General features: G+C 61.8%; 26 protein-coding genes and 1 pseudogene. 15 read left to right on the top strand and 12 right to left on the bottom strand.

All coding sequences use genetic code 11. From position 1 onward, the window contains the following. Positions 1–103: 103 nt before the first annotated feature. Positions 104–1,534 (bottom strand): extracellular solute-binding protein, encoded by a 1,431-nt coding sequence (locus CO660_RS18090; protein ID WP_097599882.1) that lies wholly within the window; start codon positions 1,532–1,534, stop codon positions 104–106. A gap of 242 nt (positions 1,535–1,776) precedes the next feature. On the opposite strand from CO660_RS18090, the gene CO660_RS18085 reads away from it, so the two are divergent. Then, complete coding sequence (locus CO660_RS18085) at positions 1,777–2,703, top strand: AraC family transcriptional regulator (RefSeq protein WP_097599881.1); 927 nt, start codon at positions 1,777–1,779, stop codon at positions 2,701–2,703. Positions 2,704–2,827: 124 nt separating this feature from the next. Here CO660_RS18085 and CO660_RS18080 read toward each other — a convergent pair whose 3' ends face one another. Next, positions 2,828–3,646: an alpha/beta hydrolase gene (locus tag CO660_RS18080; RefSeq protein ID WP_097599880.1), complete on the bottom strand. Its 819-nt coding sequence runs from the start codon at positions 3,644–3,646 to the stop codon at positions 2,828–2,830. Positions 3,647–3,906: 260 nt separating this feature from the next. Between CO660_RS18080 and CO660_RS18075 the strand changes: the two genes are divergently transcribed. Then, positions 3,907–4,830: a LysR family transcriptional regulator gene (locus CO660_RS18075; RefSeq protein ID WP_097599879.1), complete on the top strand. Its 924-nt coding sequence runs from the start codon at positions 3,907–3,909 to the stop codon at positions 4,828–4,830. Between the two features lie 165 nt (positions 4,831–4,995). Here the strand turns inward: CO660_RS18075 and CO660_RS18070 are convergent, their stop codons facing one another. Beyond that, positions 4,996–6,039 (bottom strand): zinc-dependent alcohol dehydrogenase family protein, encoded by a 1,044-nt coding sequence (locus CO660_RS18070; RefSeq protein WP_097599878.1) that lies wholly within the window; start codon positions 6,037–6,039, stop codon positions 4,996–4,998. Positions 6,040–6,282: 243 nt separating this feature from the next. Here CO660_RS18070 and CO660_RS18065 point away from each other — a divergent pair, with 243 nt between their 5' ends. Both CO660_RS18065 and nadE read left to right on the top strand, forming a co-directional pair. After that, positions 6,283–7,170 (top strand): branched-chain amino acid aminotransferase, encoded by an 888-nt coding sequence (locus CO660_RS18065; protein ID WP_097599877.1) that lies wholly within the window; start codon positions 6,283–6,285, stop codon positions 7,168–7,170. A 462-nt stretch (positions 7,171–7,632) separates the two neighbouring features. Then, positions 7,633–8,466, top strand: a complete 834-nt coding sequence (gene nadE / locus CO660_RS18060; RefSeq protein WP_097599876.1) for an ammonia-dependent NAD(+) synthetase — start codon at positions 7,633–7,635, stop codon at positions 8,464–8,466. A gap of 12 nt (positions 8,467–8,478) precedes the next feature. Here nadE and CO660_RS18055 read toward each other — a convergent pair whose 3' ends face one another. Beyond that, entirely contained in the window at positions 8,479–9,150 is a 672-nt protein-coding gene (locus tag CO660_RS18055; RefSeq protein ID WP_097599875.1) for a glutathione S-transferase N-terminal domain-containing protein, read from the bottom strand. Positions 9,151–9,267: 117 nt separating this feature from the next. Between CO660_RS18055 and CO660_RS18050 the strand changes: the two genes are divergently transcribed. Then, a complete protein-coding gene (locus CO660_RS18050; RefSeq protein WP_097599874.1) occupies positions 9,268–9,885 on the top strand; it encodes a TetR/AcrR family transcriptional regulator in 618 nt (205 codons plus the stop codon). Here the strand turns inward: CO660_RS18050 and CO660_RS18045 are convergent. After that, complete coding sequence (locus CO660_RS18045) at positions 9,847–11,109, bottom strand: MFS transporter (protein WP_097599873.1); 1,263 nt, start codon at positions 11,107–11,109, stop codon at positions 9,847–9,849. The genes CO660_RS18050 and CO660_RS18045 overlap by 39 nt on opposite strands. A gap of 110 nt (positions 11,110–11,219) precedes the next feature. Between CO660_RS18045 and CO660_RS18040 the strand changes: the two genes are divergently transcribed. Then, positions 11,220–11,564 (top strand): nuclear transport factor 2 family protein, encoded by a 345-nt coding sequence (locus tag CO660_RS18040; RefSeq protein ID WP_097599872.1) that lies wholly within the window; start codon positions 11,220–11,222, stop codon positions 11,562–11,564. A 15-nt stretch (positions 11,565–11,579) separates the two neighbouring features. On the opposite strand, the gene CO660_RS18035 is transcribed toward CO660_RS18040, so the two are convergent. The 3 genes from CO660_RS18035 to CO660_RS18025 form a co-directional block, all read right to left on the bottom strand. Next, on the bottom strand, positions 11,580–12,311 hold the full coding sequence (locus CO660_RS18035) for a sulfite exporter TauE/SafE family protein (RefSeq protein WP_097599871.1): 732 nt from the start codon (positions 12,309–12,311) through the stop codon (positions 11,580–11,582). 59 nt (positions 12,312–12,370) lie between these two features. Then, positions 12,371–13,024: a class I SAM-dependent methyltransferase gene (locus tag CO660_RS18030; protein WP_097599870.1), complete on the bottom strand. Its 654-nt coding sequence runs from the start codon at positions 13,022–13,024 to the stop codon at positions 12,371–12,373. Positions 13,025–13,220: 196 nt separating this feature from the next. Continuing rightward, positions 13,221–13,547 carry a hypothetical protein gene (locus tag CO660_RS18025; RefSeq protein ID WP_085780008.1) on the bottom strand — a complete coding sequence of 109 codons (327 nt, stop codon included), beginning with the start codon at positions 13,545–13,547 and terminating at the stop codon, positions 13,221–13,223. 210 nt (positions 13,548–13,757) lie between these two features. On the opposite strand from CO660_RS18025, the gene CO660_RS18020 reads away from it, so the two are divergent. Together CO660_RS18020 and CO660_RS18015 are read left to right on the top strand one after the other, a co-directional pair. Next, the gene (locus tag CO660_RS18020; RefSeq protein ID WP_085777444.1) at positions 13,758–14,360 is read left to right on the top strand and encodes a superoxide dismutase; all 603 of its coding nucleotides are present in this window, start codon (positions 13,758–13,760) and stop codon (positions 14,358–14,360) included. Positions 14,361–14,462: 102 nt separating this feature from the next. Next, the gene (locus tag CO660_RS18015; protein ID WP_097599869.1) at positions 14,463–15,308 is read left to right on the top strand and encodes a metallophosphoesterase; all 846 of its coding nucleotides are present in this window, start codon (positions 14,463–14,465) and stop codon (positions 15,306–15,308) included. Positions 15,309–15,566: 258 nt separating this feature from the next. Here CO660_RS18015 and CO660_RS18010 read toward each other — a convergent pair whose 3' ends face one another. Beyond that, complete coding sequence (locus CO660_RS18010; RefSeq protein ID WP_097599868.1) at positions 15,567–16,259, bottom strand: YafY family protein; 693 nt, start codon at positions 16,257–16,259, stop codon at positions 15,567–15,569. Positions 16,260–16,388: 129 nt separating this feature from the next. Here CO660_RS18010 and CO660_RS18005 point away from each other — a divergent pair, with 129 nt between their 5' ends. From CO660_RS18005 to CO660_RS17995, 3 genes are all read left to right on the top strand, one after another. Continuing rightward, the gene (locus CO660_RS18005; RefSeq protein WP_097599941.1) at positions 16,389–17,024 is read left to right on the top strand and encodes a LysE family translocator; all 636 of its coding nucleotides are present in this window, start codon (positions 16,389–16,391) and stop codon (positions 17,022–17,024) included. A gap of 129 nt (positions 17,025–17,153) precedes the next feature. Further along, positions 17,154–17,594, top strand: a complete 441-nt coding sequence (locus tag CO660_RS18000; protein WP_097599867.1) for a cytochrome c — start codon at positions 17,154–17,156, stop codon at positions 17,592–17,594. Positions 17,595–17,680: 86 nt separating this feature from the next. Next, the gene (locus CO660_RS17995) at positions 17,681–18,595 is read left to right on the top strand and encodes a cytochrome c (RefSeq protein ID WP_097599866.1); all 915 of its coding nucleotides are present in this window, start codon (positions 17,681–17,683) and stop codon (positions 18,593–18,595) included. Positions 18,596–18,634: 39 nt separating this feature from the next. Here CO660_RS17995 and CO660_RS17990 read toward each other — a convergent pair. Together CO660_RS17990 and CO660_RS17985 are read right to left on the bottom strand one after the other, a co-directional pair. Then, a pseudogene (locus CO660_RS17990) lies at positions 18,635–19,264 on the bottom strand (glutathione S-transferase). Between the two features lie 41 nt (positions 19,265–19,305). Next, the gene (locus CO660_RS17985) at positions 19,306–19,800 is read right to left on the bottom strand and encodes a GNAT family N-acetyltransferase (protein WP_097599865.1); all 495 of its coding nucleotides are present in this window, start codon (positions 19,798–19,800) and stop codon (positions 19,306–19,308) included. A 277-nt stretch (positions 19,801–20,077) separates the two neighbouring features. Here CO660_RS17985 and dmeR point away from each other — a divergent pair, with 277 nt between their 5' ends. The 3 genes from dmeR to bla all read left to right on the top strand — a co-directional run bounded on the left by dmeR (position 20,078) and on the right by bla (position 22,376). Then, positions 20,078–20,350 (top strand): Ni(II)/Co(II)-sensing transcriptional repressor DmeR, encoded by a 273-nt coding sequence (gene dmeR, locus CO660_RS17980; RefSeq protein WP_097599864.1) that lies wholly within the window; start codon positions 20,078–20,080, stop codon positions 20,348–20,350. A gap of 19 nt (positions 20,351–20,369) precedes the next feature. Further along, a complete protein-coding gene (dmeF, locus tag CO660_RS17975) occupies positions 20,370–21,341 on the top strand; it encodes a CDF family Co(II)/Ni(II) efflux transporter DmeF (protein ID WP_097599863.1) in 972 nt (323 codons plus the stop codon). 129 nt (positions 21,342–21,470) lie between these two features. Beyond that, positions 21,471–22,376, top strand: coding sequence for a class A beta-lactamase (bla, locus tag CO660_RS17970; RefSeq protein WP_085777453.1), 906 nt, complete (start codon positions 21,471–21,473; stop codon positions 22,374–22,376). A 28-nt stretch (positions 22,377–22,404) separates the two neighbouring features. Here the strand turns inward: bla and CO660_RS17965 are convergent, their stop codons facing one another. Beyond that, positions 22,405–22,644 (bottom strand): DUF1127 domain-containing protein, encoded by a 240-nt coding sequence (locus CO660_RS17965; RefSeq protein WP_097599862.1) that lies wholly within the window; start codon positions 22,642–22,644, stop codon positions 22,405–22,407. A gap of 174 nt (positions 22,645–22,818) precedes the next feature. On the opposite strand from CO660_RS17965, the gene CO660_RS17960 reads away from it, so the two are divergent. After that, positions 22,819–24,825, top strand: a complete 2,007-nt coding sequence (locus CO660_RS17960; protein WP_097599861.1) for a BTAD domain-containing putative transcriptional regulator — start codon at positions 22,819–22,821, stop codon at positions 24,823–24,825. Positions 24,826–24,876 lie beyond the last annotated feature (51 nt).

Genomic DNA, 24,876 nt, shown 5'->3' with positions numbered 1-24,876 from the left:
TCGCCTGACTACCAGCGCCGCGGGCAGGCCCGAAAACGGCAGTCAGGAAAGGGGCGGCCACCTTGCTGAAGGCGGCCGCCAACCGCTTGGGAGGTGCGGTCTTTTACTTGCGGTAGCCGAGCTTCACGAGTTCAGCTTCGGCTGCGGTGGCGGCTTGGTCCAACGCATCGTCCGGCTTGATCTCACCGACGATCGCTTTGTAGATGAACGGCGCGACTACCTGCAGAACTTGCGCGTGGAACGGGAACGGCGGCGCTCCGGCGAACAGCTTTCCATCCTCACGCATCAGCGTGTAGTAGCCGTTCATCTTCTTGTCCTGGTCGACGATCTTGGGATCGTCGTAGGTCGAGTTCATGACGATGCGGGAGCCGGCCAACGCCCAGTCGGTCTGCACTGAAGCCTGACCGATATACTGCAGGAATAGCAGCGACGCGTCCTTGTTCTTGGACGAATGGGGGATGCCGAACGCGCCACCATCGTAATAGCCGATATATCCTTTGCCGGATTCGGCTGCCTCCATGACACCCGCCTCGACGGGAGGCAATGCCACTCCCACCTTGCCGACGACGGTCGACTTGCTTTCGTCGGTAGCGATCCAGGCAGCGTTTTCACCGTAGACGAGGCCTTGGGCTGCGCGGCCGGCGGCAAATGTCCCGGCAACCTCGTCCCAAGTGGACGACGTCGATTCCGGCGGCGCGTATTTCAGCAGGCCGATCCAGTAGTTGAGCGCCTTCTTCGCGGCGGCGGAGTTCATCTGGCCGCCGTTCGCTTCGGTGGCCGCGAAGGTCGTGCCATCGATGCCCCAGTTGTACACGCCAAAGGTCGGCGCGACCGACTCGAAGAATTCGTAGAAGGCGGCGGGGTGGCTCGACGAGGCCTGTACGGTGGTTCCCCAGAGCTCCTTGTCTGCGCCGTATTCGGTGAAGAACTTGGCGATCTGGGTATACTCTTCATGCGTCGTCGCGGGCTTCAGATCCGCACCGGTGGAATCCTTGTAGGCTTTCTGGATCGCCGGATCATCGAAAAGATCCTTGCGGTAGAGATAAGGCTTGATGAATGCTTCCATGGGAACACCCATGACATTGCCCGACTTCGGATCCTTGAAATAGTTCAGGAAAGTGGTGAAATTCTCCGGCTTGAAGTCCGGCGAAGCGATTTTCGCATTATCGGCGAGCGACTTGGTGATATCGACCAGGAAGTTGCGGGCCAGATACGTATATACGATGTCCTGCTCGATATAGACGAAGTCATAGATGCCGGTATTGGCCTCCATGTCCTTGATCGCCTTGTCGTACATCTGGTCCCAGGATGTCGCCTCGAATTCGACCTTGATGCCGGTCTCTTCGGTGAACTTCGGACCGAGCACCTGCTCGACATATTTCGATGCTGGGGTCGATTCCGAGATGCCCCGGATGGTTGCGCCCTGATAGGGCTGGGCGGCAGTCTTCCACCAGGAATCCTGAGCAAGAGCGGTCGAGCTCCAAAGGCCAAGCGAAATGAAGCCGACGCCCACGGCTTTGACGAAACTGTTCATTGTTCTCCTCCATTTGGATCGCAAAGTCGGTCCGGTTGTGCGTCTAAACTCTCCTCCAAGACGCCCAACGGACCACAATAGTTGTAGAAAGAACGGGTGGACACAAGCGCGGCCGTTGCGCAATACTGATACTCTCATGCGCGAAATACCGAATTTATTCATGATTTCTTGTGTGCGTTGCACAATCTAATATTGATTGTCGGCGTATGGGGCATGCTGGGAGGCACGGGAGAATGTGCGCAATGTCAGTTATTTCGCCGACGGTCGCGAGATTTGAATATGTCTTGACCGGCGCGGACGAGTCGTTCCTCTGGCGCCGCGACGACTATCCGTGGGAACGCAACGTCTGGAATTTCCACCCGGAGGTGGAGATCCACTATATTCCCAACGCCAGCGGCGTCCTACTTGCAGGCGATCATGTCGGCGCGTTCACCCCGGGCCATATTTCCGTCATCGGAAGCAACCTGCCGCACGACTGGGTGACGCCGCTCGGGCCGGATGAGCGCATTCCAGGACGTGACATCGTCATCCAGTTTCTGCCGGCCAAGCTGGAGCAGGCTTCGGCCTTCCTGCCGGAACTGGCGGGGCTGCGTGACTTTCTCGCCCGCGCAAAGCGGGGGCTCTCCTTCAAGGGCCGGGCGCGGGATCAGGCGGAGGCGCTGATACTCGACATGGAGTTCCAGTCCGGCTCGGTGCGGCTTTCGACCTTCCTGTCATTGCTCTCGCTGCTGCGGGACACCGACGAGTTCGATACGCTGTCTTCGGAGGCTTACGTGCCGGACCTGAGCTATGGTTCGCTCGAAGCCCTGCAACAGGTCTTCGCATATCTGTTCGCCAACCTGTCGGAGGATATCCGGTTGCCTGATATGGCTCGCATGGTCGGCATGAGCGACAGCGCCTTCTCGCGATTCTTCAAGAAAAACAGCGGCCACAGCTTCACCGACCACGTCAATAAGCTTCGTATCTGGAAGGCGGGCCAGCTATTGACCGATACCTCTCTACCGATAACGGACATCTGCTTCGAGGTGGGCTATCGCAATCTGTCAAATTTCAACCGGGTGTTTCTCCGCCACCACAACCTAACACCGTCAAAATACCGGAAACTGTCCACCAACCGCAGAACCGTTCCGTTACCTCAGGCAGTGACAGATCATATGCCTGTGCAGTGAACCTAGCGATTGGTCGATGAGACCAGCGATGCCGGCATGTCGATGGCGACAGGTGTCACCCGGCACTCCGGGTGACAGATCGTCCGGCCGACGTTGGGTGACGGCCGCGGTCCGGTCGATGTCGTCAAGACCTGATGAACGAGAGCAGGTCGGGGTTGAGGACATCTGCATGTGTGGTCAGCATGCCATGGGGGTAGCCCGGATAGGTCTTCAGCGACCCGTTTTTGAGCAGGTCGACCACACGCGGCACGGAACTTGCAAAGGGGACGACTTGATCGGCCTCACCATGCATCACCAGCACTGGCACGGTGATCTTCTTGAGGTCTTCGGTATAATCTTCCAGCCAAGAGTCGACGGTCGCGTAGTGAGCCAGGGCACCACCGGCCATGCCCTGGCGCCACCAGTTCGCAATGATCGCCTCCGAAGGCTCGGCCCCGTCGAGATTGTAGCCGTAGAACGGGTTTTCAGGGACGAACCGGAAGAACTGCGACCGGTTGCCCAGCACGCCCGCGCGGATCGCTTCGAACCACTCCGACGGCTGACCGGATGGGTTGTCCTCGCTCCGGTACATGTTCGGCGTCAGGGAAGCGACCAGTACTGCCTTCGCGACGCGCTCCGGGTGGCGGGCGACATAGCGAGCCACCTCACCGCCACCTGTGGAGTGGCCGATGTGAATCGCGTCCCGCAGGTTGAGGTGCTCGGTCAGGGCCGCGAGGTCGGCAACCCAGTGGTCCATGTCGTTGCCGGTGCCGGGCTGGTCGGACCGGCCGTGGCCGCGCCGATCGTGGGCGATTACCCGGTAGCCGTGGTGAAGGAAGAAGGTCATCTGGGCGTCCCAGTCGTCCGCCGACAGCGGCCAGCCGTGGCTGAAAACGATCGGCTGGCCTGAGCCCCAGTCCTTGTAGAAGATATTTATGCCATCCGTGGTTGTAATTGTAGGCATCGCGTCGCTCCATCTGCGCGGTTAAACATTAATTTGAAGATCATAATCAATCAATTAGAGCCATTCATCGACGAGCTACTGCAATAGGCTCTTTCGACATTTAGCGTTTCCTCTCCGATTGGACAGAGTTGGTTGAGAAGTACTTCGGTGAGGCGGGTTCGATTATATCCAGAAATTGCGACGATGGTTAAATTCCCCTTTTATTAAAGACAAATACCTTCTACGTTCGAGCTATGCCTTAAAGGTATAGCGAGGGCCCAATGGAACTCAGGCATTTGCGCTATTTTGTTGCTGTTGCGGAGGAGGGAAGCTTGCTGACCGCAGCAGAGCGGCGGCTTCACACTTCCCAGCCCTCACTCAGCAGGCAAATTCGCGATCTGGAAACCGAAGTCGGTGTAAAACTGTTGGAACGGCAGTCGCGCGGCGTGACGCTCACCGCCGCCGGCAAAGTTTTTCTTGATCACGCGCGGCTGGCGTTATTGCAAGTCGAGGCGGCTGCGGAAGGGGCCCGGCGGGCAGAACGGCCGGAAAAGCAGTCGTTCGTTATCGGTTTTCTCGCAGGGCAAGAGGTCGTGTGGCTACCCCATGCATTGCGCATTATTCGTGAGGAAGCGCCGGAGGTTGAAATCATATTGTCCAGTCAGTCTTCCCCGGACCTTGCTCTGGCACTGATGCGAGGCAAGCTGGACGTCGCTTTCCTTCGCCCCGAGACGCAGAGTGTTGGTGTGTCCTTCAAGTTTTTAGCAAAGGAGCCACTGATCGCCGTGCTGCCGGCGGACCATCGCTTGACGTCGCGCAAAAAGATCCGACCGCAGGACCTTGCCCGCGAAACTTACGTCAGTTCGGCTAGAATTTCTCCCGTATTGCAATCCGTGATCCAAGATTACGCGTCGAACGTTGGGATCACACTCAAGGCAGAGTACGAAGGCGAAGGCCTACCATCAGCAATGTCGCTCGTCGTGTCTACAGGTGGAATAACGCTTATTCCGCTTTATGCGCAAAATATGCCGACTCCAAATGTCGTTGCTAGAGCACTTGAGGGTGTGCCTCCGACAATTGATCTCGCCTTAGGATACAACGATTCAAATTCCTCTCCTTTGCTCCGCCGATTTTTGTCTCGTTCTGATGAACTAGTCGCCAACGTCCAAAATCAGAGCATCATCCGCTATGCTGAGGTTCCATAGCAGAGATCAAGCTCATCCGATTTCTGCTTGTTGGGGTGCTTCCGAATTTTGTTCCGCATTCTCGACTTTTCCGATCAAGGAGTGGCCCCAAAGGAGTCATTGGTCGTTCCGGGAAAGTTATCGCTTCCTCTCGTGGTCGTCCCAGCCGGGAGGGGGAAACGCTCCCTATGAAAACCGCGTAATCACGCTGATCCCTGTCGCCTCCGCCTTGTCGAGAGCCATCAGCGCCGGCACGGCCTCCTCGAGGCTGACGCGGCGTCCGATCAGTTTCTGCGGGGCGATCTTGCCGGCCGAAAGCATGGACAGCATCGCGTCATAGCGCCAGGCCTGCATGCCGTGGCTGCCGTAGATTTCCAGTTCGTGGCCGATCACCTGCGCCATCGGAATCTGCGGGGTGGCGTATTCTCCGAGCATCAGCCCTACCTGCACATGCCGGCCGCGCCGGCGCAGATTCTTGATCGAGTTGAAGCAGGTGGCGGGGTGGCCGAGCGCGTCGATCGAGACATGCGCGCCGCCCTTGGTGATCTCGCGCACCGCCTCGGCCACGTCGGCGACATCAGACGCATTGACCGTCGCCACTGCCCCGCATTCGCGCGCGAAGGCGAGTTTCTCTTCCGATATGTCGATGCCGATCGCATTGGCGCCGAGTGCGGTGGCGATCATGATCGCCGACAGGCCGACGCCGCCGCAGCCATGCACGGCGATCCATTCGCCGGGCCCGGTGCGCGCCTGGTCGGCGACGGCGCGGAACGAGGTGGCGAAGCGGCAGCCGAGGCTTGCCGCCGTCGCATCCTCGATCGCATCGGGCAAATGCACCAGATTGGTGTCGGCATAATCGATCGCCACATATTCGGCGAAGGAGCCCCAATGGGTGAAGCCCGGTTGGAACTGGTTCGGGCAGACCTGCTGGTTGCCGGAATGGCATTCCGAGCAATGGCCGCAGCCGGAAACGAAGGGCACGGTCACCCGGTCGCCGATCTTGAAGCGCATGACGCCACGGCCGGTGGCGACGACCCGCCCGGCAAGCTCGTGTCCCGGCACATGCGGCAGGCGGATATCGGGATCGTGGCCCATCCAGCCGTGCCAGTCGCTGCGGCAGAGACCGCTCGCGACGACCGCGATGACGACGCCGTCCTCGGAAGGCGTGGGATCGGGCAGGGTGCGGATTTCGGGCGCTTGTTCGAAGGCTTCGTAGAACATGGCTTTCATCGGCGTCTTTCTTGCAGCTATCCGCGGTTCATCATCATCGCATGCGGCAGCTGGCCGATCCAACATTCATTCCATCATTTTTGCTGATGCACCCATCGTCGAAGCTCGCGTCGCCGCGCACGAATATTGCGGCCCGGCGGTGTGGTCCGGCATTTTCTTGCTTCCGCATTTCCCACCCGGATTTGTCCTTGACCGGGCTTGCCGCTGCGGCTTTTGCTTTCCCGATTTGATAGGGAGGGCAGCATGGCCGTCGATACATCACCGCGTTCAACCACCTGGACTCATGTCGACGGGGAGTGGCTCCCCGGTAATCCGCCGCTGATCGGACCGACCTCGCACGCCATGTGGCTCGGCTCCTCGGTCTTCGACGGCGCCCGCTGGTTCGACGGCATCGCGCCGGATCTCGACCTGCATTGCCAGCGCGTCAACCGTTCCGCCCTCGCCATGGGCCTGAAGCCGGTGAAATCGGCCGAGGAAATCGCCGCACTCGCCTGGGAGGGTATTGCCAAATTCGATGGCGCCACGGCGATCTACATCAAGCCGATGTATTGGGGTGAACATGGTTCGCCCGGCAGCGTCGTCTCCGTCGATGCCGAATCGACCCGCTTCGCGCTCTGCCTGTTCGAGGCGCCGATGGGCGGCCATGGCGGCACCAGCCTCACCGTTTCGCCCTATCGCCGTCCCTCGCCGGAAACGGCGATGACCGAGGCGAAGACCGGTTCGCTCTATCCGAACAGCGGCCGCATGATCGCCGAGGCCCGCAGCCGCGGCTTTGACAATGCGCTGGTGCGCGACCTCAACGGCAACGTCGTCGAAACCGCCTCCTCCAACGTCTTCCTGGTGTGCGACGGCGTGGTAATGACGCCGGCCGCCAACCGCACCTTCCTCGCCGGCATCACCCGCGCCCGCGTCATCGGCCTCTTGCGCAAGGCCGGATTCGACGTTGTGGAAGCCACGCTCTCGGTCGAAGATTTCCTCGCAGCCGACGAGATCTTCACGACAGGCAATTATTCCAAAGTCGTCGGCGTCACCCGCCTCGACGACCGCAATTTCCAGGAAGGCCCGGTCACCCGCAAGGCGCTGGAACTCTACATGAACTGGGCCCATGGAAGGAGTGAGAGCGAGGAGTGAGCAGTGGTTCGGCGCAGCCGAAGCAATCGATCCGGTGAATCGATTGCTACTGCGAACGCCCGGAGCGCAAGCGCAGGGCCGGAGAGGTCCCGCGAAGCGGGAGCAATCGACCCAATAAGCGATTACAAACTGCGAACCTCGGGGACTGGAAGGCCGTCTGGCATGCGTGGCAAAATGGAGATCCGCGTCGGCCCCACCAAGCGGAACAGTCCCACGCCGGCAATCGGTCATCAATCGTTCGGCGACGACAACGTAACGAGCGTTTGAGATGCCCGTTGCATCTTGGCCTCACGCAGGTTGCAGTTCGTCGGGAACAATGTCGTCACGCAATCATTTCGGCTTCGCCGATCGATCCTAAACGTTAAACGCTCGCTCGACTATGCAGGGCGGGCGTGCCCGAAACCGCTCCGCTTCCCTACCGCCATAGTGCCCGCGAACTCCATAACACCGAGGAAACGACCCATGACCGTGCTGTCCGACGAACAAGGCGAGATCATCCGCGAGCTCGGCGTTGCCGCCGAGATCGATCCCGAGCACGAGATCGAGCGGCGAACCGAATTTCTCAAGGATTATCTCGTCGCTTCCGGCATGCGCGGCTATGTGCTCGGCATCAGCGGCGGCGTCGATTCGCTGACGGCGGCGCTCATCGCTCAGAAGGCCGTGCGGGAGCTGCGCGACAGCGGCCACTCTGCAGAATTCATTGCCGTGCGCCTTCCCTATGGCGTCCAGGTGGACGAGGCCGATGCGGAGCGGGCGCTTGCCACGATCGGCGCCGACCGATCAATGGTGGTCAACATCAAGGCGGCGGCGGATGCGATGCTGGCCGCCGCTCAAAACGGCGGCCTCGCTTTCGCCGATGCCGGCCGACAGGATTTCATCCTAGGCAATATCAAGGCGCGCCAGCGGATGATCGCCCAGTTCGCTCTGGCCGGCGCGCTCGGCGGTCTCGTCATCGGCACGGATCACGCGGCCGAGGCGGTCATGGGCTTCTTCACCAAGTTCGGCGACGGTGCGGCCGATATCCTGCCGCTTGCCGGCCTCAACAAACGCCGCGTCCGACTGCTGGCCAAGCGGCTCGGCGCGCCGGACGATCTGGTGTTCAAGGTGCCCACCGCCGATCTCGAGGATCAGCGGCCGCTGCGTCCCGACGAGGAGGCCTATGGCGTCACCTATGACGAGATCGACGATTTTCTTGAAGGCAAGCCGGTCGGCGAGATTGCTCGCCGCCGGATCCTTGCCGCCTATCGGGCGACGGCGCATAAGCGCGCCCTGCCGGTTGCCGTCAACGCACTCTGAGAGCGGCCGGCGCTACGGCCGTACTGGCTCGCCCGCCCGTCCGGCCGAGGCAAGATAGGCTTGCGGGGCGAAATAGACGCCGTCGGCATCGAACGCCTGAAGGTCTTCCGCCTGCAGCGCCTCGCGCACCTTGGGACGCGCCGCGACACGAGCCATGAAGCCGTGCAGATCAGGCCATTGTTTCAGATCGATGTCGATCCAGGGCGACCAGTTGAGGCAGACGAATAGATAGGCGTCGGCCACGGTGAAGGCATCGCCGGTAAGGTAGGGTGCGGTGAAACGGTCATTCAGCCAGGCAAGCCGTTTCGAGATCAGCGCGCGGATCTCCTCATGCACGCTGGAATAGATCGGATTGAACAGCAGCACCATCGGCTTGTGCAGTTCGGCCGTGATGAAATTTAGATAGGATTGAACCTCGTTGCGCCTGATGTCGCCGACTTCCGGCAGCAGGGCCGAGCCTTCCGCCAGAAACTGCACGATCGCCGGTCCTTCGGTCAGTACCTTCCCGTCGTCGAGCATCAGCGCAGGGACATAGCCGTTGCCATTGATGACAAGGTAATCTTCGCCATTGCTTGTTCTGTGGGTTTTCCGGTCGACCTGGACGAGCTCGATGTCGAGTCCCAACTCCCGGCAGATTATGTGCGGCGAAAGCGAGCAGGCCGCGGCGTGCATATAGAGTTTCATCGTCGGTTTCCCCTGTTTGCGGAGGCGGCGAGATTCCGCCCGCCGTAATGATTGGACATTTGTACTGTTTCGCATAAAATGTCCTTCGTCAAGAATTTATTGCGAAGTGGTACAAATATGAAGGATGAGAAGAAGCGCGGCCGCCCACGGGCCTTCGACGCCAAGGCAGCGCTCGGCAAGGCGCGGGATGTCTTCTGGGACAGGGGCTTTGCCGCCGCCTCGCTGGACAATCTCAGTGCCGCGACCAACCTCAACCGCCCGAGCCTCTACGGCGCCTTCGGCGATAAGGAGGCGCTCTATCTCGATGCGCTGGAGGCCTATCGGCAGGATGGCATGGAGGTGCTGAAGCAGGCGCTCGACCCGTCGCTGCCGCTGCGCGACAATCTCGGCCGTGTCTATGCCGGTGCATTGGCGATCTATCTGCACGGCGAAACCGCCGCCCGCGGCTGTCTGCTGATCGGCACCGCTTCGGTCGAGGCTGTCGAACATGAGCGTGTGCGCGAGGTGCTCGGCCGCAGCCTGAATGATTTCGACGGTGAGATCGAAAAGCACATGCGCATTGCCGTTGAAAGGGGCGAGCTTCCCGAAAGCGCCGACCCGCTGGCGCTGGCAAGGCTCGCTTCCGCCGTCATGCATTCGCTCGCCGTGCGCGCCCGCGCCGGCGACAGCCGCGAAACGCTGGAGGCGATCGCCCGCTCAGGCGTCGAGCTGATCTGCGGAAGCACGCATGTTTGATGTTTCCGTATCCCTCGGCCGTATCGCCCAGGCATAGGCCGCACCCGCCACAAGCAGTAGCGAGGTGCCGAGGAAAACTGCCCGCATGCTGATATGCCCGCCGACGAAACCGCCGAGGACAGGGCCGGCCACCTGGCCGACATATTGCGAGGAGACGGAAAGCCCGAGAATGCTGCCGGCGGCGCTGTAGGGCACGCTATGGCGGATGACGGCGGCGATGCAGGGCAGAAGCCCGCCGAGGGCTGCACCCATCAGGAAACGCAGGAGGATTAGCTGCCAGGAACTGGTGACGAAGGCCTGCGGGATCAGTAGCAGGCCCGCGACGGCGAGCGCGCCTGCTATGACCGGCCAGTGGCCGATCCTGTCGGCGAGCCTGCCGAGCCAGGAGGCCGAAAGAATGCTGCCGAGGGCGGCAGCCGACATGACGAGACCGGATATCATCGTCACTTGCGCTTCGATGGGGACGATCTCGGCGACATAGACGGTGATGATTGGCTCGATCGACATATTGGCGAGCATCAGCAGCATGCCGGTCGCCAGCATGGCGATAACAGGCCGCCTGTCGGCGATGGATTTCCAGCCGCCGCTCGCCTTGGCCGCCTGGCGGCGATCCGGCGACTTCTCCTCCTTGATCAGCAAGGTGGTGGCGAGAAAGGCGAAAAAGATCATGCCGCCGGCGGCAAGAAACGTGCCGCGGATGCCGATGATCGGCGGCAGAGCTCCGCCGATCAGCGGCCCCACGAGATTGCCGGCCATGATGCCGGACGAGAGCACGCCGAGCGCCCAGGCGGAGCGGTCCTTCGGCGTCTGCGTCGCCACCAGCACCATCGAGCCGGAGGAGTAGCCGCCGGCAAGCCCGACGAACAGGCGCAGCGCCACCAGCTGCCAGACATCGCCGGCCATGCCCATCAGCGAAATCGCCAGCGTCATGCCGAGGCTGGCGCGCACCAGCATCAGCTTGCGGCCGTAGATGTCGCCGAGCCGCCCCCAGAGCGGCGCGACGAGCGCCGCGGCAAGAAAGGTCGCGCCATAGGCGACGCCCGACCATTGCACGATCGCCGTGTGCTCCGTCACGCCGAGTTCCTCGACATAGAGCGGCAGGAAGGGAAGCAGCAGCGTCATCGCCACGATCGTGGTGAAGGAGCCGACAAGCGAGACGGCAAGGTTGCGCTTCCAGTAGATCGAGCCAAGCTTAACCCCGGCGCCCCATTGTGTGTCTGTCATTGCTTGCATCGATCCTGTAGCGCAATCGCGCCGCAATCTGGATCATCTCACGGAAAAGTGCTAGGACATATCCGATTGCGTAATGCAATCAGTCAATCGGAGGACATGCCATGAACGCAATGATCCCGACACGGGAGCAGACCGTCCGTGATCTCTACACCGCCTATCTCGCCGGCCGCAAGGACATCGCCGGCGCCATGCTGACCGAGGATTTCACCTTCTCCAGCCCGCGCGACGATCACATTGACCGGATCGCTTATTTCGAGCGCTGCTGGCCAAAGGAGCCGCTCTTCCGCGCGATCCACATCGAGTTCCTGGCGATAAACGGCGATGAGGCTGCTGTCCGCTATCGCGCTGAAAAACTGGACGGCGGAAGCTTCGCCAACATGGAAAGCCTTCGTTTCCGCGGCGACAGGATCGCCGCCGTAGAGGTCTATTTCGGCCGCAATCTCTGACCCGCCGAAACGGCATTAGAAGATCCGCAACGCCGACGTCGTGATGATGACCATCGAGACCGCCACCATCAGCGCCCGCACCGGCAGGCGCTTGACGAGGATAGCGCCGAAAGGGGCGGCGATGACGCCGCCGATGATGAGGCCGATCGCCGAATTGAGCTCAGACCACCCGAGCGTCACGACGAAGGTGATCGAAATCGTCAGCGTCACCGCGAATTCGGTGAAATTCGTCGAGCCGATCACCCGCTTCAGATCATGGCCGCGCCCGATCAGCGTGCTGGTGACGACAGGACCCCACCCGCCGCCGCCGATCGCGTCGAGCAGGCCACCGCAAAAGCCGACGGGCGGCACGGCCCAGTCCCGCACCTCGCGGCTGTTCTGCGGTCGGAAGGCCTTGTAGAGGATCAGGAGGCCGATCGCGATCAGATAGGCCGACACGAAGGGCTCGATCACCTTGCCGTCGATATTGGCAAGCAGCGTGGCGCCGATCGCGCCGCCGATCATGCCGGCCGGGGCGAGACGCGCCACCAGCCGCCAGTCGACATTGCGATGATAGGCATGCGACAGGCCTGACGCCGCCGTCGTGAACATTTCCGTGACATGCGTCATGGCGCTGGCATTGGCCGCCGGCACCCCGAAGGCCAGGAGACTTGTCGTCGACAGCACGCCGAAGGCCATGCCGAGCGCGCCGTCGACGATCTGCGCGCAGAAGCCGACAGCGATGAAGAAGAAGATATCCGATGTCATGCGGTCCCCTCAGGCGAACGGTAGCATCAGGATCGGCGATGCGGAAAAATCTTCTGGTGTCAGGAGGAAAAGCCGCGCTGCTTCAGGCGGACGATCTTGAAAAAGCCGTTCGGAAAAACCGGCAGAATATCGGTTGTTGAAAAATCGCCGCGACGCTCGGCCCAGGCGACGATGCGGTGGATTCGGAAGGCGGACGACCAGCCGATATGGCGCACCAGCGGCGCCACCGCCGCCTCGATCACACCTTGCAGACCCGCGCCGTCGCCGAGCTTGCTTGCCAGGATGATCTCGCCGCCCGGCCGCAGCACCCGGGCACATTCGTCCAGCGCCCGCTCGGGCTCGGGAATGAGGGTGATGACGAAGGGCAGGCAGACCACGTCGAACGATTTGTCGGCAAAGCGCAACGCATGCGCATCCATCACCTCGAGCGCACGCACATGCTGAAGATTTTCGCGCCGCACCTTTTCGCGCGCCCGCGCGATCATATGTTCGGAAATGTCGATGCCGGTTACACGGCAGTGGCGGGGGTAGTGGGCGAGAGTCAGGCCGGTGCCGACGCCGATTTCAAGAATATCGGTGCCGGCTGCGGCGGCAAGTGCGGCCAGCTTGCGATGGCCGTCGCGCAGGATGCCGCGATAAACGCGGTCGTAGACCGGTGCCCAGCGCTGATAGATTTTCTGCTGATCTTCCGCCCTGTTGCGACGCTCCGACATGTCTAGACCTCCCTGCGCGTGACCTTCGAGAATCGGAAAGGATTTTCGAAAGGGATCATGCATTTATCGCAAACATAGAGCGCCTTGACGCCTCTCACAGAGGCGCGGCGCGCTAACACCGAGACCTTCAACTCATGAGGGTGGGGCCGGGTTCCGCTCGGGAATGTGACTGACGTCACAATCGCTGCGGGGGCGGCTATTTCGCTGGCGTCAACCCAAGCTCTTTGGCATCCATCTCGCTGCCGATCTCGACCGACTTCTCCTGCTTGTCATAGACGCAGATCTGAACGACGAACCCCTTGGCCCCCTTCGGCTTTCCCGTCACCAGGGCCAGCCCGTAACGCGAGCTGCCAAAGGGATCAACGACGGCATTGGGTTTTTCGATTGCGACCGCAGCCTTCCTGCACTTGGCTTCCACCTCGGCGGCGAGCTGTTTCCAGGCCTCGTCCGAAGAGGCATGCGCCGCAGTGACAAGAAACGGAAGCGCGGCAATTGCGAGGTGCGGGATTATATTCCTGTTCATATCGGATCTCCATTGGTAGCGGTCGCCGACGAGGCGGTTTTCGGCGGTGTGGCGGCCGATTTGCACACTCGAATACCGCCCTGAAACTGAGGCAAATTTTCCTCCGTCCGGGTGTTTTTTGATATTTCGCCGGTTGCCTCTCCTCCTTTCCCCTCCTATGTTCCGCCTCACCTGCCGAGGACGCAATCTATTGCCAAGAGGAGATCTGACATGGCTTTCGAATTGCCTGAACTTCCCTATGATTACGAAGCGCTTGCCCCCTTCATGTCGAAGGAAACGCTGGAGTTTCACCACGATAAGCACCACAAGGCCTATGTCGACAACGGCAACAAGCTCGCCGCTGAAGCCGGCCTTTCGGATCTCTCGCTCGAAGAGGTCGTGAAGAAGTCCTTCGGCACCAATGCCGGCCTCTTCAACAACGCCGCCCAGCACTACAACCACATCCACTTCTGGAAGTGGATGAAGAAGGGCGGCGGCGGCAACAAGCTGCCGGGCAAGCTCGAAGCGGCCTTCGCCTCCGATCTCGGCGGCTATGACAAGTTCAAGGCCGATTTCGCCAATGCCGGCGCCACCCAGTTCGGGTCCGGCTGGGCCTGGGTTTCCGTCAAGAACGGCAAGCTCGAAATCTCCAAGACCCCGAACGGCGAAAACCCGCTCGTTCACGGCGCCACCCCGATCCTCGGCGTCGACGTCTGGGAACACTCCTATTACATCGACTATCGCAACGCGCGTCCGAAGTATCTCGAAGCCTTCATCGATAGCCTGATCAACTGGGACTACGTCCTGGAGCGCTATGAAGCAGCCACGAAGTAAGCGACTTCGCCCAATTCGACACCCGGCGTCGCAAACGCCGGGTGTTTTCTTTTCGCATAAAGCCGTCACAGCCCTGTCATCGGCCGTTCTTAAGCACGCCCCATGTCGTCCTCTGCTGTTCCTCTGTTCCGCTTCGGCATCATCGCCGACCCGCAATATGCGGCGGTCGCCCCACACGCGGCCATGGACCGCTATTACGCCAACAGCCTGACCAAAGTCGCCGAGGCGATCGAGATATTCAACGGCGAGGAGTTGAGCTTCGTCATGACGCTCGGCGACGTCATCGACCGCAGCTTCGCCAGCTTCGACGACATCCTGCCGGTCTACAGCAAGCTGAGGCACGAGGCGCTCTTCCTGCTCGGCAATCACGATTTCTCCGTCTCCGCGGGGCATCTGTCCGAAATAGCCGCTCGTCTCGGCATGCCGTCTCCCTATTACAGCTTCTCCCGTCACGGGTGGCGCTTCATCGTCCTCGACGGCAACGAGGTCAGCACCTTCGCGCCGCCGGAAAACCATCCTCATCGCGCTCTTGCCGCACGGATGCTGGCGGAGCTGCAGGCCAAAGAGGCGGCGAACGCCCATCACTGGAACGGTGCGTTGAGCGACGAGCAATTCGCCTGGCTCGGTGATGAGATCGCCAACGCGGCTGCCGCCGGCGAGAAGGTCATCGTGATGAACCACTATCCGGTGTATCCGCCGGGTGAGCACGGCATGTGGGACAGCGAGCGCGTCGTCGCGCTGCTCGCCTCGCAGCCCCATGTCGTCGCCTATCTCAACGGCCACGACCATGTCGGCAATTACGGCAAGGCCGGCGCCTGCCACTTCGTCAACTTCAAGGGCGTGGTCGACACCGAGAACCAGAACGCCTTCGCCATCGTCGAGCTGCACCCCAACCGCATCGAGATCCGCGGTTTCGGCCGAGAGGAAAGCCGCACGCTGGTTTATTAGGCTGCGACTGGGGCCGGCACGTCTTTTCATCCTGCTCAGGCTTGTGCCACTCTGCGTCAGATCAGTGCAATAGCTGCCCCTCACCCTAACCCTCTCCCCGTAAACGGGGCGAGGGGACGTGCCATACCAGAGGTTGGTGAGGAACGGAGGGGCCGCGGCATATCCCCTTCGCCCCGTTTACGGGGAGAAGGTGCCGGCAGGCGGATGAGGGGCACGTCGACGCGCATGTGAGCGTCGATGATCGGCCATACGGCTGATTCACGCAGACACAGCCTTCTCCGTCCACCCGCTCGTCCACAAATCCCGCAGCCGGTCGCCGTCGCCCTTGAAGAAATCGTCGGCCTCCTCGCAACCCTCCACCCGGTCGCTGCGGAAATTGCGGATCGCCTGTCGCAACTCGCACCATGCGACGATATTGGCGGTCTGCGAATAATAGATCAGCGCGATCGGCTGGATCGTCCGTTCGCTGGCGCGGCCGAGTTCGTCGCGGTAGGCGAGCATCAGCTTGCGTTCGTCGCGGATCGCCCGGCGCACGACCGCAAGGTCGATGGCAGCCGGCTGCGCGGTCGAGCCCCAGGCATAAAGCGCCTTGCTGTTCATCGCCTCACGAAGCGGCCCCGGCACGGCGCCTGATATCTTCTGGTTGACCCTGCGGGCGGCCTGCTTCAGCTCCTCGTCGGCCGTGCGTTCGAGCAGCGCCAGCGACAGAACGATCGCCTCCATCTCCTCGATCGAGAACATCAGGGGCGGCAGGTCGAAGCCCGGCCGCATGATGTAGCCGATGCCGCGACCGCCTTCGATCGGCACCCGCATTGCCTGGAGGGCGGCAATGTCGCGATAGATCGAGCGCACGGTCACTTCGAGCGTCTCGGCCATGACAGCGGCCGTCATCGGTTTTCTGGCGAGCCTCAGGATCTGAATGATCTCGAAAAGCCGCGAGGCCTTGCGCATTTTGCCACTCCATTTCTCACGCTCCTGACAATACACTGTCAGTTGGGTTTGCGTATAGAGCCGCCTATCGGATTGAAATCAATCGGGGTCTTTTGAAAATGGCCCGTGGAACTGAAGGTGGCAACTGACATGAATTACCATGAAAACCTCTGGCTCTTCTTTACCCTTCTCTTCGGCATCATCATCGTGCCGGGCATGGACATGCTCTTCGTGCTTGCCAACGCGCTGACCGGGGGTATCAGGCGGGGGCTCGCGGCAACGGGCGGCATCATGGCGGGCGGTGCCGTGCATTCGGCCTATGGTGCGGCCGGCGTCGGCGTGCTCGTCACCATGCTGCCGCAGCTCTTCAACCTGCTGCTCTTTGCCGGCGTCGCCTATATGATCTGGATTGGCGTTTCGCTGATGCGCAGTTCGATCACCGTCGACGCGGTCGGACCGGCGACGGCGCGCTCCGGCTGGCGCGCCTTCCGCCAGGGCGCCGTAACCTGTCTCGTCAATCCCAAGGCCTATATTTTCGTGTTCGCCGTCTACCCGCAGTTTCTCAAGCCTGAATATGGCCCGATCTGGCTGCAGGGGCTGATCATGGGCGCCATGACCGTCGTCACGCAGTTTGCCGTTTACGGAACGCTGGCGATGACGGCAGGCCGCAGCCGCGATCTGCTGGTGGCAAATCCCGACGCCACGGCCTTTGTCGGCCGCTGCGCCGGACTGCTGTTGGTTGCGGTCTCCGCCTTCAGCCTGTGGCAAGGCTGGAAAACCGCCTGAGCCGCCGGTTATCACATTGTTTTTATGACCCTCCGGCAAAACGTGACTGCCTGGACGCATGGATTTTGTCATGCTGCCGGTGCAGATTGGCCAGCGGCCGCCCTGGCCTCAAGAAAACGGAGAGGAAATATGAATTGGAAAGCAGTAGCTGCCGCCGCAGCGATCGCCGTCATCGCCTTCGGTTCGGTGACCGCCGCCGATGGTACCCATGATTCGCGTATTGCGCTGATGAAGAAGATAGGCGGCTCGGCGGGCGCCATGGCCGCCATCGCCAAGGGCGAGAAGCCCTATGATGCCGAGACGGTAAAGTCGGCGCTGACGACTATCGCCGCCACCGCCAAGGTTTTCCCCGATCAGTTCAAGCCGGGCAGCGATATGAACGATCCCGAGGTCAGCCCGAAGGTCTGGGAAAACATGGACGACTTCAAGGCGCGCGCCGCAAAGCTCTCGACCGACGCGGAAACCGCCCTCGCTCAGCTCCCGGCCGATGCCGCCGCCGTCGGTGCCGCGCTCAATACGCTCGGCGCCAATTGCGGCGGCTGTCACAAGGCCTATCGTATCAAGGAATGATAAGCCGGCCTGAGCAATTTCCGCCGGCGCGGATCGCCTGATTTGCGATCGACGGCGGGTCACGTCGGCAACAGGGGAGGCGGCGCATGGTCCGCAGGTTCATCCGGTTACTGCTCTGTCTGATCGGCGTCGCCGTTCTCGGCGGCGGCGCCTTCTACGTCGTGACCGCGCCCGATCCGCTGCCGGAGAGCCATTGGGCCGGTCTCGGCGCGCCGGATCCGGCAAACGGTGAGATGGTCTTCTGGGCGGGCGGCTGCGTCAGCTGTCATTCGGCACCCGGTTCCGAAGGCGATGCCAGGCTGACGCTGGCGGGCGGTCTGGCGCTGAAGAGCCCTTTCGGCACCTTCCACGTGCCGAACATTTCGCCGGATGAAAGGGCCGGCATCGGCGCCTGGACGCTCGCCCAATTCGGCAATGCGATGAAGCGCGGCGTCGGCCCGGGCGGAGAGCATCTTTACCCGTCCTTTCCCTATGGCTCCTATTCCCGCATGAGCGACAAGGACGTCAACGATCTCTTCGCCTTCCTGAAGACCCTGCCGAGGAGCGCCAACGTCGCCCCCGCGCATGAACTGCCCTTTCCCTACAATATCCGCCTTGCGCTCGGCGGCTGGAAATTCCTCTATTTTAACGATCAGCCGCGCGTCGCGCTCGCCAAGAGCGACGACAAGATCAAGCGCGGGCAATATCTCGTCGAAGGCCCCGGCCATTGCGGTGAGTGTCACACGCCGCGCGACGCGCTCGGCGGCTTCCAGGCCGATCTGTGGCTCGCCGGCGCGCCTAATCCGGAGGGGAAGGGGCGCATACCCGATATCACCCCAGCTTCGAAGAGCATCGGCAACTGGAGCGAGGCGGATATCGCCAACTATCTCGAAACCGGCTTCACGCCCGATTTCGATTCCGTCGGCGGTTCGATGGTCGATGTGCAGCACAATATCGCCCGCCTGCCGGCTGCCGACCGCGAGGCGATCGCCGCCTATCTCAAGGCCGTGCCGGGACGTTAAAGCGGCGGTGCGTCCATTCGGACGGACGAGGACGCTTGTTCAAAGCGAGGTGGGACCCGGCATCAGATCATAGGGGTGGCGCCAGCCTGGCATGCTGCTGATCCGGTCTTTCCAGGCTGCGATCGCCGGATAGGCTCTGTGATCGATCCCGGTTTCCTCCGGCATGAAGACGTAGCCTGCCAAGGAGAGGTCTGCGATTGTCAGCCGGTTGCCGACCATAAAGGCTCGGTGGGCAAGGTGGCCGTCGACAATTGCATAGGCAGCCTTGGCCCGCAGCCTCAAAAACTCGACGACCGGCGTCTCGCCGCTCTTCTGAAGGCCATAGATGAACCGCAACGTCGCGTAATAGCTTGTGAATTTATGGTTGTCGAAAAGGATCCAACGCATGATCTCGCGCCGTTCTTCGGCTGACTACGCCCCGAACTGCCCCGTCACCTCTGACAAGTAGTCGAGGATAACTCCCGATTGGCTGATCTTCGCTTGCCCATGTTCGAGCACGGGCGCCTCGCCCTGTTCGTTGATGGTTTCGCGCCATTGTTCGGTTCGCGTTTCACCGCCGAGATAATCGACGAAAATGCTCTCCCACTCGATGCCGGCAAGGGCGAAGAAGAGGGCGACCTTGTAGGCGTTCCCCGAGAGAGCGAAGCAATGGAGTTTGAAGTCAGGCATGAAATCTCCTCATCAACACAGACTTAGACCCGCGACGCGGGTTAAGCGATCGACTGCATGTAACGCATGCCGGTCACCGGTCTCGGCGTGAAATCCATCTGTTCGTAGAAGCGGTGGGCGAGCACATTGCCGGTCGCGGCGCTGACGGAGAGATAGCCGCAGCCGGCATTGCGCGCCGTCTCGCGGGCGCGGTCGACGAGCAGCTGACCGGTGCCGTGGCCGCGATGGCCGTCGCGCACGAAGAGATGGTGCAGGTCCATGCCGCGTTTGCCTTCCTGCGCCCTGTAGAGCGGCACGAGAATCGCATAGCCGATCAGCCCTTCGCTGGTCTCTGCCACAAGCGCGGTTATCCAGGGCAGCGGGCCGAACAGGTCGCGCTCCAATTGCTCCGGCGTTGTCGCGGCCGCATCGCCATGATGGGCGGCAAGGAGCGCAATCATCTCGTTGAGCTCGGGCAGATCGCGCGGTTTGGCGGTGCGGATCGTCACCACCGATGGGCGCATCAGTGAAATTTCGCTGTCTTCGATTTCAGTCATGGTCTTCGCGTCCTTTGATAATCTGCCGTCAGGACGCTGCCGATACAACAAAGCCGCCTGACGGCGGCTTGTTGACAATATGATCTGTCCGGCCGCCCTTTACAGGTACAGCCAAAAATACGAGCGGCTCTGGTGCACGTTCTTGATCATGCAGCATCCATCGCCGCAAACGCGGCATTTGTCAATGGCGTGAGCGCGTGACGTTGAAACATCTCAGACCTTGAATCCAGCCGAGAACATCAATAGGATACCCCCCTATGCTACCTGAAGGTTTGCGATGTCTCACACCACCCTGCAGAAGAAGAAGCTTATTGCCCGCGTCAGCCGCCTGAAGGGGCAGCTGGAAGCGGTCGAGCGGGCGCTCGAGGCTGAACGCCCCTGCGGCGAAATCCTGCAACTGCTCGCCTCCATTCGGGGCGCGCTGACCGGGCTGACCGGCGAGGTTTTGGATGATCACCTGCGCGAGCACGTGCTCAATGCCGAGGACGACAGAGCCCGGGCCGAGGCGGTCGAAGAAATATCTGAAGTGCTGAGAACCTATATCCGCTGATGAGAGAAGGACCCTGGGAATGAATGCCCGGATCGGGAAAGTCGAAGTGAAAGCCCTCGAACACGATCATGTGTTCCTCGGCGCCGATCATTTGCGCAACGAGCGGCGCATCTGGCTGGTGATTGCGCTGACGGCGGTGATGATGGTGGCGGAAATCGCCGCCGGCACCGTCTACGGCTCCATGGCCCTCGTCGCTGATGGCTGGCATATGTCGACCCATGCCAGCGCTCTTTTGATTTCCGCGCTCGCCTATCTCTTTGCCCGCCGGCAGGCGCGCAATCCGCGCTTCACCTTCGGCACCGGCAAGCTCGGCGATCTCGCCGGCTTCGCCAGCGCCATTGTCCTTGCCCTGATCGCCCTGCTGATGGCCTGGGAGAGCCTGCTGCGCCTCTCCAATCCGGTGCCGATCGGCTTTGCCCAGGCAATCGCCGTCGCGGTCATCGGCCTTGCCGTCAATCTCGCCAGCGCCTGGCTGCTGGCCGGCGGCGGTCATGCCGCGCATGCTCATCATGCGCACGCGCATGGCCATGGCGGTCACGGCGACCATGCCCACCATCACGCAGAGGCCGGCGACAACAATATCCGCGCCGCCTATCTGCATGTGATGGCCGATGCGCTCACGTCAGTGCTCGCCATCGCGGCGTTGACCCTCGGCAGCCTGTATGGTTGGCTCTGGCTCGATCCCATCATGGGCATCGTCGGCGGCCTGGTGATCGCCAATTGGTCCTGGAGCCTGCTGAAATCGTCGGGCGGCGTCCTTCTCGACATCATGCCCGAAGGCGAGAGCCTGCCGGGCGAAATCCGCCAGGCGATCGAGACAGAGGAGGATCGGATCACCGACCTGCATGTCTGGCAGGTCGGCCCCGGCCATCATGCAGCGATCGTCGCGGTCGTCACCTCGCAGCCGCGCGATCCGGCCTTTTACAAGGACAGGCTTTCGGCGCTGGAAGAATTGTCGCATGTGACGGTCGAGGTCACGCGCGCCGCCTGATTGCTGCGGGCGGAGAACGAAATCGCTGCTACTCAACAAGGGTGCAGCGGCTGACAACAAGTTGCGGCGGGGACGAGATGCCGCCGCAATCGGTCCTTAGCTCTATTCTCCGAATCGTCGGAGGAATTCATGGATCCCAGCCTTACTCGCCGCATGCTGATCGGCTCGGCACTCTGCCTGCCTGCTTTGGGCCTGTCCACGCTGGCGCTTGCGGCCAATGCACAGGAAACTGCGGGGGAGGGCGACGACAATATCGAGCGTCGCCTGGCCGCGCTGGAAAAGCGCACCGGCGGACGCCTCGGCGTCTCGGTGCTCGACACCCAGACGAGCATTTCCTTCGGCTATCGCGGCAGCGAAGCTTTTCCGATGTGCAGCACCTTCAAGGCGCTGGCGGCAGGCTTCGTCCTTGCCCGCGTCGACAAGGGGCAGGAGAGCCTCGAGCGCCGGGTGACCTACGGCAGGGACAAGCTCGTCGACTATTCGCCGCTCAGCGAAAAACACGCCGGTGCCGACGGCATGACGATCGCCGAACTCTGCGAGGCGGCGGTAACGGTCAGCGACAACACCGCCGGCAACCTGCTGCTCGAAAGTTTCGGCGGCCCGCCGGCACTGACCGACTGGCTGCGCTCGATCGGCGACGGCACCACGCGTCTCGACCGCACCGAACCGACACTGAACGAGGGTCGTAAGGACGATCCGCGCGACACCACGGCACCGGATGCGATGCTCGATACGCTCGGCAATCTGACGCTCGGCTCGGTGTTGACCGGGGCCTCTTGCGACAAGCTGATCGCCTGGCTGGTGGCGAGCACCACGGGCAAGGAAAGGCTGCGGGCCGGCCTGCCTGCCGATTGGAAGGTCGGCGACAAGACCGGCACCGGCCCGAACGGCTCCCTCGGCGACATCGCCGTTATCTGGCCGCCCGACCGTGGGCCGATCGTCGCTGCCGTCTATATCGCCGAAGCGACCGCGCCGGTGAAGGATCTCAACCCGACCTTTGCCGAAGTCGGCAGGATGATCACCGAGATGGTGTGATGTGTTAAATCGCTTCAGAATCAATTGATTACCGCATCGACATCAAGTTCGTGATCAGGCCCGCTTTGATTTCGAGCACGGGCCGATTGGCCTCCGGATGACCGATGTCTCTCAGCTGATCGGGTGTCAGCTCGGCCAGTCGTTGCCGGCTCACGACCGCCCGTCGCCACGCCTGCAGGCCGGCGATCAGCTTTGCGATGATGTTCATGGGGCCAGCCACCTGGTTTGTCGGCGCGCTGACGATGGGCTGTGTTTCCGTATGAGCCATTTCCGATCTCCACTTGTGATGTGCGGGTGGAACTCTGCCATGCGGGCGTTTTCGGCCTGTTCGGCTGAGCGTGAACCGGGAAGAAAACTTCAACAAGCCGCCGCTAAATCGGTGTTAAATCCGTCTTCCCAAATGCTATTCTGCGAGCGGCGGTTCAAAGTCTGGGGGCTTTCTATGCGCATCAGGTTGCTAGGCGGTCTCGAGGTCATCTCCGGAGAAGGCCGGCCAGTCCGCTTCGCCACGCGCAAGACGTCGCTGCTGTTTGCTGCCCTGGCGTTGGCAGGCCGCCGCGGCTGCCGCAGGGAGGTGCTGTCCGAAGCCTTCTGGCCGGGACGAGGTAATGAGCAGGCCCGCAATAGTTTGCGGCAGGCGCTGGTCGACATCAGGCGGTCGTTCCCGGCGAGCAGTGACGGCACCGTCTCTATCGAAGGGGATCAGGAGACGGTGGCGCTTTTCGTCGATCCCGATCAAGCCGACATTTCGCTCTTCGACCGGAAGCTGGGGACGGGGGCGAGCGCAGATCTCGCCTCCGCAGCGGATCTCTACCGCGGCGATCTGCTTGAAGGCGAGTCCATTCCGGATGAATTGGCTGAGTGGTTCGCACCGTACCGAAGCACATATCAGCGCAAGGCGCTGCAGCTCGTGGAACGTTTGAGCCTTGCTCTCTTGGAACCAGGCTCCGCGGAAGAACCGCCCTGTGAAGGGCTTGCCGAGAGGCTTCTCGCCTCTGACCCGACGGCGGAGGGTGCTCACAGGGCGTTGATGCGGATCCACACTCTCCGCGGCCACGAGAACATGGCCTTGCGCCAGTTCGAGACCTGCCTAGCTCTCCTGAAGAAGCATCTGGATGTCGAACCCGAAGCGGAGACGTCGTCCCTGGCTGCCTCGCTGCAACCGCGGCAGCGATCCGGTGATCGGCGGGCCGCGGCCGCAGTCGAGCCGCAGCTGCAGGTCTTCTCCGCTCCGACGAAACATCATGATCGGCCATCCCTTGCGGTGTTGCCGTTTCAGAATTTGAGCGGCGATGTGGAGCAGGAATATTTTGCCGACGGCATCGTGGAGGATATCACCATCGCTCTTGCGCAGTTCCGTCACCTCTATGTCATCGCCCGCAATTCGAGCTTCACCTACAAGGGGCAGGCCGTCGACATAAAGCGAGTCGGGCGCGAGCTGGACGTGGACTATGTGGTCGAGGGAAGCGTGCGCCGCGCGGGCGACCGGCTTCGTATCGCCGGACAACTCATCGACACCTCGACCGGCGCGCATCTCTGGGCAGACCGTTTTGACGGAACTTTGGCGAACCTGTTCGATCTGCAGGATCAGGTTGCATCCAGCATTGTCGGCGCAATAACGCCGAAAGTGGAAGAGGCGGAGATCGAGCGGGCTAAACGCAAGCCGACCGAGAGCCTCGACGCCTATGACTATTATCTCCGCGGGCTGGCGGCCTTCGACCGGACGGTGACCAACAGATCAGTCGTCGACGAGGCTCTGCGGCTATTCACGAAGGCAATCGAGCGCGATCCGGATTTTGCCATCGCCCACGCCCGGGCGGCGCGATGCTACGCGACCCGCAAGAGCAATGGCTGGATGATCGATCCGGCCAACGAAATTGCCGAGGCGACCCAACTGGCGAGAAGAGCCGTCGAACTCGGCTGGGACGATGCAGTCGCGCTCGCCTATGGCGGATATGTGCTCGGTTATGTCGGCGGCGACCTCGATGACAGCGCGGCTTGCATCGATCGCGCGCTCTTCCTCAACCCGTACCTGGCCGTTGCCCTGGGCGTCAGCAGTTGGGTGCGAGCCTGCCTCGGCGAGCCGGACAAGGCCGTCGAACATGCTGCCCTCGCCATGAGGCTGAGCCCCGTGGATCCGCGCCTGTTTGCCTGGCAGTTCAACACCGGCCTGGCTCACTTCTGCGCCGGTCGTTACGAGGACGCCGCCGTCTGGGCCGCAAAATCGTTGCGCCATCAGCCGAATTACCCCAGCGCGATGCGGGTGATGGCGGCGGGCCAAGCCATGGCCGGGCGGAAAGCGGAAGCAGGGGAAACGATTGCGCGCCTGCGCTTGCTGGATCCGGCGCTTCGGCTTTCGAACCTCGCCGATATTCTCCCACCGTTCCGGCGACCGGATGACCGCAACCGCTATATAGAGGCGCTTCGTATGGCGGGGTTGCCGGAGTAGGCATGCGGCGAAGGAGACCTCTGCCCCATTCGCTTTCCGCTCCGCTGGTGC

This window comes from Rhizobium sp. L9, from assembly GCF_002531885.1.
Classification (GTDB): Bacteria; Pseudomonadota; Alphaproteobacteria; order Rhizobiales; family Rhizobiaceae; genus Rhizobium.
Note: the sequence above shows the minus strand (reverse complement) of the source record. Positions and strands in the feature narration are given on the sequence as shown.